The sequence below is a fragment of the Stenotrophomonas sp. genome, from assembly GCF_032066555.1.
Lineage (GTDB): Bacteria > Pseudomonadota > Gammaproteobacteria > Xanthomonadales > Xanthomonadaceae > Stenotrophomonas.
Genome location: NZ_DAMBKV010000001.1, coordinates 250,652 through 266,504, shown reverse-complemented (window position 1 = coordinate 266,504; position 15,853 = coordinate 250,652). Strand labels below are relative to the sequence as shown.

10 protein-coding genes and 2 tRNA genes (1 of these 12 only partly in view) are annotated in these 15,853 nt (G+C 61.3%); 1 reads left to right on the top strand and 11 read right to left on the bottom strand.

Features of this window, described 5'->3' with window-relative positions; translation table 11 throughout:
* Together RT131_RS01200 and uvrB are read right to left on the bottom strand one after the other, a co-directional pair.
* A tRNA-Val gene (locus RT131_RS01200) sits at nucleotides 1–23 on the bottom strand; it reaches 152 nt to the left of the window's first position.
* Nucleotides 24–119: 96 nt separating this feature from the next.
* A complete protein-coding gene (gene uvrB / locus RT131_RS01195) occupies nucleotides 120–2,138 on the bottom strand; it encodes an excinuclease ABC subunit UvrB (protein WP_313169544.1) in 2,019 nt (672 codons plus the stop codon).
* Nucleotides 2,139–2,290: 152 nt separating this feature from the next.
* On the opposite strand from uvrB, the gene RT131_RS01190 reads away from it, so the two are divergent.
* Nucleotides 2,291–2,836, top strand: a complete 546-nt coding sequence (locus tag RT131_RS01190; protein ID WP_313169542.1) for a GspH/FimT family pseudopilin — start codon at nucleotides 2,291–2,293, stop codon at nucleotides 2,834–2,836.
* A 35-nt stretch (nucleotides 2,837–2,871) separates the two neighbouring features.
* Here RT131_RS01190 and RT131_RS01185 read toward each other — a convergent pair.
* The 9 genes from RT131_RS01185 to RT131_RS01145 form a co-directional block, all read right to left on the bottom strand.
* Nucleotides 2,872–2,948: transfer RNA gene (locus RT131_RS01185), tRNA-Asn, on the bottom strand.
* A gap of 46 nt (nucleotides 2,949–2,994) precedes the next feature.
* Nucleotides 2,995–3,426, bottom strand: a complete 432-nt coding sequence (locus tag RT131_RS01180; protein WP_313169540.1) for a type IV pilin protein — start codon at nucleotides 3,424–3,426, stop codon at nucleotides 2,995–2,997.
* A gap of 12 nt (nucleotides 3,427–3,438) precedes the next feature.
* Nucleotides 3,439–8,094, bottom strand: coding sequence for a PilC/PilY family type IV pilus protein (locus RT131_RS01175; protein ID WP_313169538.1), 4,656 nt, complete (start codon nucleotides 8,092–8,094; stop codon nucleotides 3,439–3,441).
* A complete protein-coding gene (locus RT131_RS01170; RefSeq protein ID WP_313169536.1) occupies nucleotides 8,091–8,525 on the bottom strand; it encodes a PilX N-terminal domain-containing pilus assembly protein in 435 nt (144 codons plus the stop codon). The genes RT131_RS01175 and RT131_RS01170 overlap by 4 nt, the downstream gene beginning before the upstream one ends.
* Before the next feature lie 55 nt (nucleotides 8,526–8,580).
* Nucleotides 8,581–9,765, bottom strand: coding sequence for a PilW family protein (locus RT131_RS01165; RefSeq protein WP_313169534.1), 1,185 nt, complete (start codon nucleotides 9,763–9,765; stop codon nucleotides 8,581–8,583).
* Nucleotides 9,762–10,238 carry a type IV pilus modification protein PilV gene (pilV, locus tag RT131_RS01160; RefSeq protein ID WP_313169532.1) on the bottom strand — a complete coding sequence of 159 codons (477 nt, stop codon included), beginning with the start codon at nucleotides 10,236–10,238 and terminating at the stop codon, nucleotides 9,762–9,764. The genes RT131_RS01165 and pilV overlap by 4 nt, the downstream gene beginning before the upstream one ends.
* A complete protein-coding gene (locus RT131_RS01155; RefSeq protein ID WP_313169530.1) occupies nucleotides 10,235–10,750 on the bottom strand; it encodes a Tfp pilus assembly protein FimT/FimU in 516 nt (171 codons plus the stop codon). Before RT131_RS01155 ends, pilV begins: the two co-directional genes overlap by 4 nt.
* A gap of 159 nt (nucleotides 10,751–10,909) precedes the next feature.
* The gene (gene ppnN, locus RT131_RS01150) at nucleotides 10,910–12,298 is read right to left on the bottom strand and encodes a nucleotide 5'-monophosphate nucleosidase PpnN (protein WP_313169528.1); all 1,389 of its coding nucleotides are present in this window, start codon (nucleotides 12,296–12,298) and stop codon (nucleotides 10,910–10,912) included.
* Nucleotides 12,299–12,410: 112 nt separating this feature from the next.
* Nucleotides 12,411–15,689 carry a carboxypeptidase regulatory-like domain-containing protein gene (locus tag RT131_RS01145; RefSeq protein ID WP_313169526.1) on the bottom strand — a complete coding sequence of 1,093 codons (3,279 nt, stop codon included), beginning with the start codon at nucleotides 15,687–15,689 and terminating at the stop codon, nucleotides 12,411–12,413.
* Between the last annotated feature and the right edge of the window lie 164 nt (nucleotides 15,690–15,853).

The following is a 15,853-nucleotide window of genomic DNA, read 5'->3' as shown; positions in this document are numbered from 1 at the left end:
CTCTACCGCTGAGCTAACCGCCCTTCTCAACAACAATTAAGCGTTGCGAGGGCGCGTATCTTAACCCTGCTCTTCACGAAGAACAACCGTTTTCTGGAAATATTTCACACCGGGCCGCCTCAGCCCAGATTGGCTTCCTTCAGGCGGTGGATCTGGTCGCGTATGCGCGCAGCATCCTCGAACTCCAGATCGCGGGCGTGCTGGTACATCGTCTGCTCCAGCTCCTTGAGGCGTGCAGCCAGCTTGGCCGGCTCCAGCGGCAGGTAATCCGCCTCGGGCTCAGCCACGCGCCGACCCTTGCCCTTCGCATTGGACTTGGGCGAGCTTTCCTCATGCGCGCCTTCCAGGATGTCGACGATGGGCCGCATCACCGACTGCGGCACGATGCCGTGCGCCTCGTTGTACTCCACCTGCTTCTGCCGGCGTCGATCCGTCTCATCGATCGCCGCCTGCATCGAGCGGGTGATCTTGTCGGCATACAGGATGGCCTTGCCTCGCACATTGCGGGCCGCACGGCCGATGGTCTGGATCAGCGAGCCGGTTGAACGCAGGAAGCCTTCCTTGTCGGCATCGAGGATCGCGACCAGCGACACCTCGGGCATGTCCAGGCCTTCGCGCAGCAGGTTGATGCCAACCAGCACATCGAACTTGCCCAGACGCAGATCGCGGATGATTTCCACGCGCTCGACCGTATCCACGTCCGAGTGCAGGTAGCGCACGCGGATGCCGTGTTCACCCAGATACTCGGTGAGGTTCTCGGCCATACGCTTGGTCAAGGTGGTGACCAGCACGCGGTCGCCCATCTTGATGCGCTCGGTCGCCTGCGACATCAGGTCATCGACCTGGGTACCGACCGGGCGAATCTCCACCTGCGGATCGATCAGGCCGGTCGGGCGCACCACCAGCTCGGTGATGTCATCGCCCGACTCGCGCAACTCGTACGGACCCGGCGTTGCCGACACATAGATGGCGCGCGGCGACCGCGCCTCCCACTCTTCGAAGCGCAGCGGCCGGTTGTCCAGCGCCGAAGGCAGGCGGAAGCCGAATTCCACCAGGGTTTCCTTGCGCGACCGGTCACCCTTGTACATGGCACCGATCTGCGGAATGGTCACGTGCGATTCGTCGATGACCAGCAACGCATCCGGCGGCAGGTAATCGAACAGTGTCGGTGGCGGATCGCCAGCCGCCTTGCCGGTAAGGTGACGCGAGTAGTTCTCGATGCCGTTGCAGTATCCAACCTCGGCCATCATTTCCAGATCGTACTGGGTGCGCTGCGCCAGCCGCTGTGCTTCGACCAGCTTGTTCTGCGCATACAACTGCTCCAGCCGCTCCTTCAGCTCGACCTTGATGGTCTCGACCGCCGCCAGCACACGCTCACGCGTGGTCGCGTAGTGGGTCTTCGGATAAATGGTGTAGCGCTGCATCTTGCGCAGGCTTTCGCCGGTGAGCGGATCGAACATGCTCAGTTGCTCGATGTCACCATCGAACAACTCGATGCGCAGCGCCTCGCTGTCCAGCTCGGCCGGGAACACATCGATCACCTCACCGCGCACCCGGAAGGTGCCGCGCTGCAGCTCGTACTCGTTGCGGGTGTATTGCAGCTGAGTCAGATGCTTGATCAGGTCACGCTGATCGATTCGCTCACCCTTGGACAGGATCAGACGCAGCGACAGATAGTCTTCCGGCGCACCGAGGCCATAGATGGCCGACACAGTCGCCACCACGATCGCATCCGGCCGCGACAGCAGGGTCTTGGTCGCGGCCAGACGCATCTGCTCGATGTGCTCGTTGATCGAGCTGTCCTTCTCGATGAAGGTGTCCGACGACGGCACATAGGCCTCGGGCTGGTAGTAATCGTAGTAGCTGACGAAGTACTCCACCGCGTTGTTCGGGAAGAACGCCTTGAACTCGCCGTACAACTGCGCGGCCAACGTCTTGTTCGGCGCCATCACCAGCGTCGGACGCTGCACCTGCTGCACCACATTGGCAATCGTGTAGGTCTTGCCGGAGCCAGTCACGCCCAGCAGGGTCTGCTTGGCGATGCCGGCCTCGAAGTTGGCCACCAGCTTTTCGATGGCGGCCGGCTGGTCGCCGGCAGGCGAATACGGCGATACGAGCTGGAAGCTGTCGTCTGACATGGCAAAGGGACCTCAAGTGACCCCTCAGTATATCCAGCGCCAGCGTGACAGCCCGCCATCCCGGCTACCTACGATTCATCCCGGGCTTGGACGATGGGCCGAAACACGCCGGCTGACGATGATGATCGCCCAGCTGCGGGCAATGAACGACCATGAAAGCGCAAATCGGCAGCCGTTCAGCCTCTGCTGGCATCAACCTGCTGGAAATACTTATCTGCGTGGCGATCCTGATGCTGACGGCCGCCATTGCACTGCCCCACACCACACAGATGCTGACCCAGCAACGGATTCGGCAACAGATGCTGCTCCTGCATGCACAACTCGCCATGGCCCGCAGCACCGCAATAACCCGCAGCACCCCGGTCAGCCTGTGTCCAAGCCGGGATGGCGTGTTGTGCCGGACAGACAGCGACTGGAGCAGCGGCCGCCTCATGTACCTGGACGGCGGCCGCAAAGCACAGCCGGGAGCACCTGCCGACGTCCTGCTCGCCACGCCCCAAGAACCCCTGCCCGCTGGCGCGACGATCAGGACAAGCACCTCGCGCAAGCGCATTCGCTTCCAAGCCGATGGTCGCAGCGCGGGTAGCAACACTACCTTCTACTTCTGCCACGCAGGCCAGTTGCAGGGAAAAGTGGTGATAAACAACCTTGGCCGCACGCGCAGTGAGCGCCCTCGCCAGCCAGAACCCTGCACATAAAAGAAGACCACGATCACTCGTGGTCTTTTCAAAAATGGCGCCCGAAGTTGGACTCGAACCAACGACCCCCTGATTAACAGTCAAGTGCTCTAACCGGCTGAGCTATTCGGGCGAGGTGCGCATTCTACAGAGTCAAACCGCGGAGGGCAACACCAGGATCACCAGCAATCCGCCGTCGACCCCTTGGTGTTGCCCTTGGCACCCGCCTGGGAGATGGAGAGATTGCCACACTTGTCCTTGGCCTGGGCCGTACTCGCCGAAACCGTTGCCACCAGCGTGATGGCATTGGCAGTTGCCGCCGGGTTGATGGCGATCGTGTACCACGCTGTGCCACCTTCGCGCGGTGAACGCTGCTGTTGCGCCTCCAATGTGAAGCCAACATAGGTGTTGTTGACCGTGTGATAACGCTCGGCCAACTGCATGTACTCGACGATGTCCGCCTTGGCCTGCGTACGCCGCGCCTTGCGCACGTACTCCTGATAGGACGGATAGGCGATCGCGGCAAGCACCGCGATTACCACGACCACGATCATCAGTTCGATCAGGGTGAAGCCACGGACGGCCTTCTTCAATGCGAAACCAGATTTCATTTTCATCCCCCGTTACCGGACCTGACGCCAAGACTGTCGCCCACACGGCCGCGGCATGTATAGCGGCGGCGCACCAACAGCGCGCAGGACGAAGGTGCACATTTCACTCTGGATCTGCTTGTCCAGCGTACAGGCCGGATCCGTCGGGTCGCATGGCGCAAGTTTCGGCACGAAAATACTCGAGTCCTTCACGGGTGGTGATGTCGGGTTGTCCGCGTTGTTCAGGGAAACACCACCGCAGTTCCCGGTGCACATCGGGTCACCACCGGGCGTCAAACTCAGCCCGGACAAGCCACCTGCCCCGGAAAGGATATCCAGACCGTACAGCCAGTTCACGCCGCCACCCGCCGAGCACGCCGCCTCACCCGGCGTGAAAGTCGTGAAGAACACCTTGCCGTTCTGGATGCTCGGCGTACCGATGAAGCGCTCACCGACCGCGTTGCCGGTCACAACCTTCAGGTCAACATACCAGCCACGCTTGCTGACATAACTGACCGGGTTATTGGTCACGCCTCGAATCTCGTGCCCACCGGACGCAGTAGCCGCCATCACCGCCTGTCCAACCAGTGCGTCACGACCGGTGGTGATGGCGGTTGTCGAAAGATCATCGGTAATGCCGTAGAGGCTCTGCACCGGCAATCCGGTACCGCCGGTATTGTCACCTACCGCGAAGTAGCGGCCGGTACCGAAGAACAGGCTGACGCCACCACCCGGGCCCGCCGCAACCTCGATACCGCCGGTAATCGGCTGTGCCACGCCATCCTTGGCCGCAGTGAACAACGGCGTACCCGAGAAGGCCACCGACCACGCACTCGGCGTCGGGCTGGAAAGGTTGTACTTCCAGATATTTCCCTGCATGTCGCCGGCATAAACAGTGTCCGCCAAGCCACTGCTGTTGTTCAGCGATACCGCCGCGACATTCATCACACCATTGCGCCCGGCGTATGCCGCATCGGTAGGCCTCAGCTTGGCCAGTATTTCGCCGGTCTGGATATCGACCACGAACAGCACAGCACGGCCACTGGCCGAGTTGACGCCATTGCCGAAGATCGCCACGAAGCGGACGCCAGTGGCGCTGGCTATCGGCACGATGACAGGCTTGCCCAGCGCGAAGCCCATGTCACTGTCATTCTTGCCGGTGATCTCCCAAAGCACCTTGGTCTGATCAAAGGTGGTGGGGGCCGATACATCCAGGCCGAACATCGAACCAAACCCGCCAACCGTCGCCGATGGCGCAACCGAGGCGGCGCCAGCGCCGGTGGAGCCCACCAGCACGGTCTTCCAACTGCTGCCGTAATAGACGTCCGATGTCGCGATCAGGCCGTCGACGTAGTAGCGGTGCACGTAGCTGGGATTGGCCAGCTCCGCCATATGCGACAACGCCGTGGATGGAATGAAGCCAAACCGCTCCACACCGCCACTGGTGTCGTTGGATGCATCAAACGCATGCAGCATGCCGTCGTTGGCGCCCACGTAAACCATCGGCTTTGCAGAGGACAGCTTGGAGGCAAGGAAGGTCTTGTAACTCACCCCCAACCCGTTTTTCCAGGCCAGATCGGTCTGCCCTGCCCATCCACCAAACCCATAGTCATCGCGCGGCGTGACCACTACCGGCGACGAATTCACGACATCCCCCATCAGCGAGGAGCGCGTGCGCAAACCTGCAACCGCACCGCCCTTCAGATAGCCGATAAGCGTATCGACCGTGCGCGATCCGAACCAGGTCGGGATTGTCTCCAGTCCCATTGCCGCCAGCTTCTGCTCCCGCGTTGTGCCCGGAACATTGGCGCTGGTGAATGCACCTGCGGTGACAGGCACATTCGCACCACTGCCATCGACGTTGTTGGCGGTCTTCACCATGTAAATACGGCGTGCACTCGGGTCCAGCTTGGCCGCCGCACTCCACAGCACAGCACCGTCGGTGCCGTCGGCAGCGACGCGGGTTGCAGAGACATCACCGGTCCAGTCGTTCGAGTCGATAGGCACGTTGAAACCCGCCGTCACCGTCAGCGAGTCGGTAGAGATGCGCGCACCCGCCGAGCCGCCCGAAACCTTGGAGTTGCTGCCAGCCGCGGCTTCAAAGATATCGCCCAGACGCTTGCCCAGCTCCGCCGGGTTGCGCGCCAGGAAGTAATTGTCCGGTGACCCCGCCTTGATCGAGTCCCACTCGCCCGCGTCGGGGATGCCATTCCTGTTCTTGTCATTGAAGCCGCCGTACTTGGCGGCGTACCACAACGGACTCTCCAATGCGCCGGTGGACGAGGTCCCCAACCGGAAGCGCAACACCTGCGCCTTGGTCCAGGAATTTGGGGCGGCATCGGTCGTGCTCAGCACAGAGCCATTGTTGTCGCCCGGCCGCAGCAGCAGGCGCTTGACACCGTCATTGTTCGAACCCGAGATCGAATAGCCGGTGAGCATTGCGTTGCCGGCATAGGCGGAAAGATTCTCGATCCGGATCAGAACCTCGTTGTCGCCCACATTCAATTGACCGGCGGTGCAACCACCACCATCGGCGCGCCAGCAGATGTCCTTGGTGGTGGTTGTATTCTTGGGGTTGGTTTTATCGTCACAGGTGGCACCGATGCAATAAGTCAGCATCGACACCACGTCGTTATCGTGGTCGTTGCCCCACAGCGAGTCTTCCCACACCAACGAGAAGCTACCCGCCTTGCCATCCGTGCGCAGCGCCCTGCCGTACACGTGGTTAGGCGACACGGTGGCAGTCTTCGCACCAACACCAACGGAACCCAGGAAGCAGCTGCGCCAGTTGCTGGTGGCAGCAGTTGCCGTGCCCGAGTTGTTGGCCTGGCATAGCGGCGCCAGCGAAATCTTGCCGCCAGGCAAGGCAATATCGAACTTGGGCAGCGTCTCCGCCATCGCCACCGCATAGGTGGTCGTTGTCACCTTGTGCGTTGTGTCGTCCTTGCCCTGCAGCCCCGGTCGCAGATCAGTAGTAGCGCCCGCATAGGCAAGGCCAGCCAGCAGGTAACTACCCTCCATCGAAGGAATATCGGGGCAGATGCCTCGCGCCAAGCCCAGATCGGTGACGTTCTTGCTGGTACAAATATCTTCATGCGTAGGCAGGGAGGTGTAACGCGGCGTTTCCCCGACGCGCCCTATCGAATAGGCATGACCGTTGATCCCTTCTGCAGCACCTACCGCCGTTGTTGCCGCAGCCGCACTCTGCAGACGGGGAACCGACTGCACGTTGTCGCTGTCAAACGACGGCAAGCCCGACGACATCACCAGGATGTTGCAAGCGGCGCAGTAGGAGTTGCCGCCCGCCGAGGGCGCGCGATAGGGATCAAGCCAGGCCACCGACGTCGGCAGACCGGCCTGATCACCACTTGCACTGTAGGCTGCGGTTCGCGTCGTTCCGATGTCGCCGAAGTAGCGCAGTGCCTCGGAATACATCTCCGCCAAGGGGTTACCCCAGGCGCTGCACTTGTAGCTGCCATTGCCCGGATCGGTGAGCGTCTTGTCGCCCTGTCGATTCAAGATGCCATAGGAATTACAGCCATCCCAGTTGTTGCTGTAGTTCCAGCCTTCGAGTTTGAAATTCGAAATGGTCTGGATGACGCTGCCAACGGTATTGGTGTTCTCAGTACAGAATTGCCCTGTCGAGAGATTGATCTCATCGCCCGAGCCCGCCGTGCAATTCCCCGTGCTGTTACCCGCCAGCTTGCCGATATTCTTGCGCAGCACGCCACCATCGCGGGGATTGGCATAGGTGCCGGAAATCAGGCCGAAGCGAAGCCGTCCACTCTCTCCATATTCCTGCAGCAGACCCGCCGGCTTATAGGAGTCCGCACTGCCGTCACTGTACTTGCGACAGAAAGATTCGCGCCGATTCGCGGTGGCCGCCGCGGCGGCTGGATCGCAGACCTCCACCCGAACCGTCATGTTGGTTGCACTGGAGGGCGCATCGTTCTTCGCCTCGCCAGAGCGCGGCGCGCCGCACTGGTAGCCGGCCGTCGAGGCCCATTCGGTATATGCCGTATTGCCCGCCGCGACCTGCATCAGTGGCGCACCACCACTGCTTGTCGTCGCATTGCAGATGGAGACGATCTTTTCGGTCTGCGGCGTCAGCTTGCTCAGATCCGAACCGCTGTACACCTTGACCCAGGCATGCAGATCGTTGGGAATGGGCGCACGTTCAAGAACAGTCTTGTTGTTGGTATCCGTGCTGCGCTGGCCGCCGTAAAGCACCTGCCGCAGAATATCCAGACGACTCATCGTCGCCCAATTCAGGAAGTTGCCCGACCAGCGCCCAGTCGCCGAGTCACAATAGTGCCCATTGGCCGGACCGGTCGCCTTGAACGTGGAAGACGACGTGGTATAGGCGTAACACAGCTTCGAATCGAAGTAGCCCGCATACTCGAACGAATTCTTGTACGTGGTTTCGATGCCGTCGTTATCGTCGGGATTGAGATCGGTGTAGTCGCTGTACGCCTTGTTGAACAGCTGCTCGTCGCGCGACATCACCATCATCATCAATGGCGGCTGCGATTGCGACAGATACAGCGGCGACTGCGACAGGTTGTAATCACCCAACGCTGCCGGCAGGTTCGACACCACCAGCAGCAAGCCACCGATGGCCCCCAGGCCACCACCGATCTTGAGCCACTTTGATCCGGCCACGGATGAGAGACGACGTTTCATGTTCATGGGATAAAGATCGTGTCGATGACCGCCGTAGCGGAGGCATTTGCAGGGTCGTCGCTGGACAACACTGTGACTTCGTAGATATTGCCGGTCTGCTCGCTCTGCTTCGCGCCGAGTTTGAGGCTGGACGCCGCAAAACATTTGTCAATCCGCCGGGTGTAGGTCGCGCTGGCAGCGGAGATGCCTTCTGCCCAGGTCAGCGGATCGAACACCGGCGAACAGATTTCCTGATTGGCGGGATAAGTGCCGCTGGCGCCGTCAATGGCGGTCTGGATGTTTGTTTCGATGACGCGTGCAGCCATCTCTGCCTGCTGAAACGCCTGATTGGTGCGCATGTAGTTGGCCGACATGCGCTCCTGCATACCAGTGACCCGCATGCCGACGATGCCGATAAGGGCAAGCAATATCAAAAGTATCAGCGCGATATAGAGCACTGCACCCTGCTGCGCGCGCCGTGGCCGGAACCCTCTCATTCTGTACATGGCTCCCTCAATTGCCATAAAGGCGATTCCGCAGTGCAATGGTGCTCTGGTACACCGAGCGGAAGCGCCTGTCCGCCGGTGCCGCAAACGTCACTCCCAGTGCGTTGAGCTTGTTTGCAGCACTTGCCTGATCAGCTGCCGCCCGATCGGGACTGGCCATCACCAAGCCAACCTGCACCGCACCCACCCGACGCCAGGCGTTCTCGATTGCTGTTGGTGAATTGGTCTCGATGACCGCGGCGGTATATTGCCGGTCGATGTAACCCGTCGGCGGATTATTCGCATTGAGCTCACGATCCTGCCCAAACAACAGCTGCATGCTCTCCACGCCTTCGACCAGCTCTTCCTTGTCGACCACGGGGTTGGCCGCGTTTGGCGCAAACAGGAAGCGTAGCCGGTACAGGGAACGCCCGCCGGTGGCATTGGTGGCCACGTAATAAATCGCGTTTTCTGCGCGGTACAACACCGCCTGGCCAGGCGTGAACACCTTGCTCAAGGCGACCGTATTGTTGGGCGGCGCGCCCAGCGTCACCGTGCCCGCCGCCGCTCCGGTGGCCTGCGCCTGAAACACTGCCGCGCCCATGCAGTCGCCCACGCCGAAAACACCGGGATTGGCCACTCCGCTCTGCAGCACGCTCCAGCGACTGCTGTCAAAATGGAACACCGGCGCCGCGGACGTACCCGTCGTCGAAGTAACCGGGACACCCTCCGGCGCCAGGTAACGCAGCACGATCACGTCACTGCCGGCCACCGCATCCGCCATCTGCGCGGAGAACTCCGCAGGCAGGGCCGGCGCAAAGTCAGCCGCACCGGTTGCCGACAAGGAAACGTCATTGCTCCCCGGCCCGGTTCCCGTCGCCTCATAGCCTTGAATGGATACGCCAAAATTGAGCGCTGGATGCGCGCCGGCGGCAAACGTCGTACTCAACGCCGGCGGGTTCTGCCGCATCATCGCCTGGTCATTGACGCAGCCGAAATGGCCAGCCATACGAATGTCGCGTTGCAGGTAATCCATTGCAAAGCGGCCGTTTTCCTGCACCCGCGCCAAGCCTTCGGAGAGCTGGTAAGCGGCGCGCGAACTCGCAAACACCTGCACGATGCCGAGGATGAGGATCGTGCCGATCAGCATTGCAATCATCAGCTCGATCAGCGTCAAACCGCGCATGCGGTAGAGGGTAGACAGACGACTCATAGCTGCGATCTCAAAACAACCTGCCCATCATTCCCGCCATCCCGCCAGCGCTCGTCATCCCAGGTCATCGTCACAGTGACTACATCTCCGTTGACCACCACCGCCGCAGTGCCGTCAGCCCCAAGCACCTTGCCGATCCTGCATTGCAAGGCCTTGCGGAACAACGCTGGCGTCACATTGGCGCCGGTTGGCGCCACGCAGTCCGCATCTGCGGTCAACGCGGCGTAGTTGCCCGCATACGCAGCCTTGGAGATGCGATTGGCGCGCACCTGATCAAGTACCTCGTAGGCCAGATTAGTCGCCTGGGTACGATAATTGGCGCTCTGCACGAAGCGAACGTTCATCGTCTGCAACAGCGCCAGACCCAACAGGCCAACGCCAAGCACAAGAACTGCAATCATCACTTCGATCAGGGTGAAGCCAACCTGCCCCTGCCTGCCGATGGTGCGGCGCATATGACGAACTCGCTTCATGGGCAGGCACCCTTGGCAACCTTGGTCTGCCCGGTCTGGTTGATGGACACCGTGCGCAGCAAGGCCTGCCCGCCGCAATCGGCAGGCTGCAGGGCAATGGCCTGCGCGGCCTGCGAACGGCGACGCCCACGCGAATCGAAGGCGATTACCAGGTCGGCGTCGTCGGCGACAACCTTGGGACTGCCAGGGGAAACACGCACTACGGCTTCACCGGCGTCGAACGCACCGTTGCCATTGGCATCCGTCCAAACCATCCAGCCGTCGCCCCAGGAAGCGCCATCACAGGCTGCTCCCGCGGTACTGGCGCAAACACCCGCGCCGCGGGCGCTCTTGATCGCCTCGGCACGGGCCAAGGACAAGGACGCCAATAATTCGTTGGTGGTTGTCGCAACCTGATTCGAGCGCATCACGCCCTGAAAGTTAGGAAACGCGACGGCCGCAAGAATAGCCAAGACCACCAAGGTGATCATCAGTTCGACCAGGCTGAAACCTGCTCCCCGTTTACCGCTCATGCAATACGCTCCCCAGCGTGCTGTCCGCAGCATGCCACCACGCCTCTTGCGAGGCAAGGAAAAGACAGAACGAAGAATTAATTAATGTGAAGAGGACATGAAAAGCCCTCTTCCATCACAAATTCAGGCCACCACCTGCGGACAGGCGGTGGCGTTCGTTCACGCCACCACTTGATAACAGGGATGGTACTCGCCTGAGATCTTCATGCGGCGCTGCTCGACGAAAGCCCGCAACAGTTCATCCAGGGCCTGCATCATTTCGGCATCGCCATGGATCTTGAACGGGCCGAACTCCTCGATCCTGGCCATGCTCTCTTCCTTGACGTTGCCGGCGACGATGCCGGAGAACGCGCGGCGGAGGTCGGCCGCCAGGTCCGGGGCCGGACGCCCCTTGTGCAGGTCCAGGCCAGCCATCGCTTCATGGGTGGGCACGAAGGGCTGCTGGTAGGCCAGCGGAATGTCGACCTGCCAGTTGTAGAAGAACGAATCGCGCTGCGCCAGGCGGAATTCGCGCACCCGCTTGATACCCTGCGACATCTTGCGGGCCACGCCGACCGGGTCACCGACGATGATCTCATAGCGTTCGGCCGCCTTGTCCCCCAGGGTCAGGCGGATGAATCGGTCGATCTGCTGGAAGTAAGGTGCCGCGATGGCCGGGCCACTGAGGATCAACGGGAACGGCAGGTCCTTGTTCTCCTCGCGCAGCAGGATGCCCAGCAGGTAGAGGATCTCCTCCGCCGTGCCGACGCCGCCGGGGAACACGATGATGCCGTGGCCGAGCCGCACGAAGGCTTCCAGGCGCTTCTCGATGTCCGGCATGATCACCAGGTGGTTGACGATCGGGTTCGGCGACTCGGCCGCAATGATGCCCGGCTCGGTGATGCCGATGTAGCGCGTATTCGTCTTGCGCTGCTTGGCGTGGGCAATGGTGGCGCCCTTCATCGGTCCCTTCATCGCACCCGGGCCGCAGCCGGTGCAGATATCCAGGCTGCGCAGGCCCAGCTCATACCCCACCTGCTTGGTGTACAGGTATTCATCACGCGAGATCGAGTGACCGCCCCAGCATACGACCAGGTTCGGGTCACTGGGCTGCAGGATGCGCGCATTGCGCAGCACGCCGAACACCGCATTGGTGATGCCGTCCGAGGTCTCCAGGTCGGAGGCGTACTCCGGCCCCAGTTCGATGGCCATATAGGCCAGGTCGCGAACCACCGAGAACAACAACTCGGCAATACCGCGGATGATTTCACCATCGACGAATGCAGCCGCCGGCGCATTGCTCAGATCGATGCGAACGCCGCGATCCTGCTGGGTCACCTGGACATCGAAGTCCGGATACAGATCGCGCGCAGCGCGCGGGTCATCGGAGGCACTGCCACTGGTCAACACCGCCAGCGCACACCGGCGCAACAGCTCATGCATGCCGCCACTGGAAGCGTCGCGTAACCGCGCCACTTCCGCCCGCGACAACACGTCCAGACCACCGCGCGGATAGATGCGTGCGTCCTGCACCGGCAGCGCCCTCGCTGCCACGTCATTCTTGCTCATTTCCACAACTGCTCCTTCCTCTATGGCGATCGACTTTAGCGCTCCCCCCATTAAAAAGAAAACGGCCGGGTTGCCCCGGCCGTTTTCGGTTTACATCCGATCAGTCAAACGATCAGAACTTGTAGCGGAAGCCGATCTGCATCGACCAGCGCGATTCCCAATCGGTCAGGTTGACCTTGGTGACCTTGCTCGCGTCGAAGTCGTAGATGTACTTGCCGGTGGCCTGGTCGATGCCCTTGAAGGTTGCAGCACCGCGGTCGCTGAACGGCGAGGCGTAGCTGACCTGTCCCCAGTCCTTATTCAGCAGGTTGCCGACGTTCATGATGTCCAACCAGATCTCAGCCTTGTGACCCTTGAAGAAGGTCGGCAGTTCCTGGCTGATACGCACGTCGAAGGTGTTGACCCAGGCATTGCGCTGGCTGTTGCGCGGCGCAACCTTGCCGCCGTAACCAGCCAGGCCTTCCTGGCCATCCAGCCATGCGAAGAACGCGTCTTCCATCGAAGCGCCACCAACGAACTTCACGTCGCCACGGCCAGCCGGCACGTAGAACAGGTCGTTGCTGTAGCCATCGCCGTTGGCGTCGTTCAGGAAGCGCCAGCTGTACGGCAGGCCCGAACGGCCTTCGTAGAACATCGAGAAGGTCGTGTAGTTGTCACCGAAGAACGCCTTGCGGAACTGCAGGCTGCCGGTGAAGCGGTTCTTGACCTCGTAGTTGGAGGTCGAAGCAACCACGTCGTTCGGATTCACGCCGGCGATGTTGTTCCAGTTGGAGATCGCACGCGACGAGGTCAGCGGGCTGACTTCGGTAGCGTCGGTGTAGGTGTAACCCAGCGACCAGCCCCAGACGTCGGTCAGCGGCTTGCTCAGGCTGGCGGTGAACTGGTAGCTGCGACCCTTGTCGGTGTTCTTCAGCAGGATCACGCCATCGTTGTGCCAGCCGGTCACGTTCTCGTAGCCCGGGATGGTGTCAGCGATAGCGCCGACGCCGGTGTTGCTACCGGCGCGCACGCCGCTCGCGGTGTACGGGTTCACCCAGTACATGTCACGGCCGTCCTGGCCGCGCACGGCATTGACGTTGCCCAGATCCAGGCGCTGGAATGCAATCGCATCCTTGACCTTGGTGTACAGCAACTCAACCGAGCCCACGACGCCGTACCACGGCAGTTCGTGATCGAACGCCAGGTTGGCCTTCCACACCGACGGCTGTGCGATGTCCTTTTCCATCAGGTTGACCATCATCGCGTAGCCCGAGGCCGGCGACGGCACGGTCGGGTTGTTCGGATCCAGCGAGACCGGCAGGTTCGCCCAGATCGCTTCGCGCTGCGCTTGGGTCATGCTGGCGTTGATGCGCTGGTTGTAGCCGATCAGACCGAAACCACTGTTCTGGTAGGAGTTACCCACCCACACATTGGCCGCTGCACCCTGGAACAGGCCCAGGCCACCACGCAGCTGCGTCGGACGGTCGTAGTCGAAGGTGTAGTTGAAGCCGAAGCGCGGCTGCACCAACGCCTTGTCCAGGGTCTGGCGGTTGTCATAACCGTAGATCTCCTGCACCAGCAGGTTGTGCACCGGCACGTCGTCCAGATCCGGAATGTCGACGCGCAGGCCGAACATCAGGTTCAGGTTGTAGTTGACCGCCCAGGTGTCCTGCACGAACAGGCCGGTGTTGCGATGCTTGTATTCCATCGCCACCGAATCCATGCCCTTGCCCGGAACCGGCGCATTCAGGTCATACACCCAGTAGTGGCCATTGCGGAAATCATCCAGGTTGGCAAAGCCATAGGTGCCCCAGATGTTCTGCGCGTACAGGTTGTAGATTTCGTTGGATTCCCAATCGAAACCGAACTTCAGGGTGTGATCACCCAGGTACCAGTTGGCGGCGCCATAGGCATTGGTGGTCTTGGTGCTGATGTCGTTGCCGTGACGGAATTCGTCGGCACCGGCATTGAGGTACGGCGGAGCAACTGCAGTGTTGCCCGGGCCACCGCCGATGATGATCTGCGGCAGCTTGGAGTAGACGTTGCTCAACGAGTCATAGGTACGGCGGCCGACCTTGAACTCGGTGGAGAAGTTCTCGTTCCAGTCGCTGAACAGCTGGATGACGTTGGTCTTCACTTCCTTGTTGATGTCGTACCAACGGCTGCTCAGGCCCAGCGCCGGACCGGCAGTGGACATGTTGTGACCGCCGTAGGAAGTGGAGCGGCTGCTGCCGACCAGGTTCGGGTCAACCTGCTCCAGCTTGGAGAAACGTGCCGAGACGCGGTGGTCGTCGTTGATGTTCCAGTCCAGCTTGACGGCGTACTCTTCCACTTCCTGCTTGGTTTCAGCCGGAGCGTCCAAGGTACCGATGTCGACGCCGTAGACGTCCTTGGCGATCTTCTGTGCTTCAGCGATGAAGGCCGGATCGATGTCGACCACGTTGGTGGCGTTGGAGCCACGCGGGCCGTAGGACTGGGCGGCGCGGCTGCGCTCGTACTTCTCGTAGTTTGCGAAGAAGAACAGCTTGTCCTTGATGATCGGGCCGCCGAAGGTGGCACCCCAGGTCTTCTCGTCTTCAAAGCCGGTGAACTTGGCGTCGGTGACCGGGTGATCACCCACCATGTCCTTGTCACGGTAGGTGCCGTAGACCGAGCCATGGAATTCGTTGGTACCCGACTTGGTCACTGCGTCGACCACCGCACCGGTTGCGCCGGTGATGGTGGTGTCGTAGTTGGACACGTCGATGTTGATGGCTTCGATGGCATCCATCGAAACCGGCTGACGCATGGTCGGGAAGCCGTTGGATTCCAGGCCGAAGGTATCGCTGGTGTTGATGCCGTCGATGCGGATGGCGTTGAAGCGCGGGTTCTGGCCACCAACGGTCAGTTCGCCACGCGACTTGTCGCTCTGGCTGATGCGCGGATCAAGACGCACGTAGTCCTGGATGTTGCGGTTGATCGACGGCAGCGCTTCGATCTGCTGCTGCGACACCGAGGTACCGGCACCCATCTTGTTCGCGCTGAACACGTCCGAACCACCGGCCACGGCCATCACCTGCACGGCTTCCAGGTTGGTAGCGGCAAGATCGCCACCCAGGGTGCCGTTGACGGTGTTGGTCTGGCTCAGGCTCAGGTAGACGCCTTCTTCGGTCTTGGTGCCTTCACCGGACTTGATGATGGTGATGGTGTACGGGCCACCCACGCGCAGGCCGCGTGCGTTGTAACGACCCGACGCATCGGTGGTCGCGCGGCTGACCGTGCCCGACTCAACGTGGGTGATGGTGACTTCAGCACCAGCAACCGGCTGGCCGCCGTTGTTGGTGACCTGGCCGCCGACGCCGGCGGAGGTGTTCTGGGCGAAAGCCGGAGCAGCCGCAAGTGCGGCGACAAGACCAAGGGTAAGCTTGGACATCCGGATGCGAGGGTGATTCATTATGGGTAGCCTCGATACGAGTTGGCGATTGAGAAAAAACGCGATCCATCAGCCCCGGGGTCAACCGAGCGCCTGATCGTCTTGAATCTTGGGGGTCCCTTCCGAGGCGGTTTCAGCCGCAACGGTTAAGATAAGGTTAACAC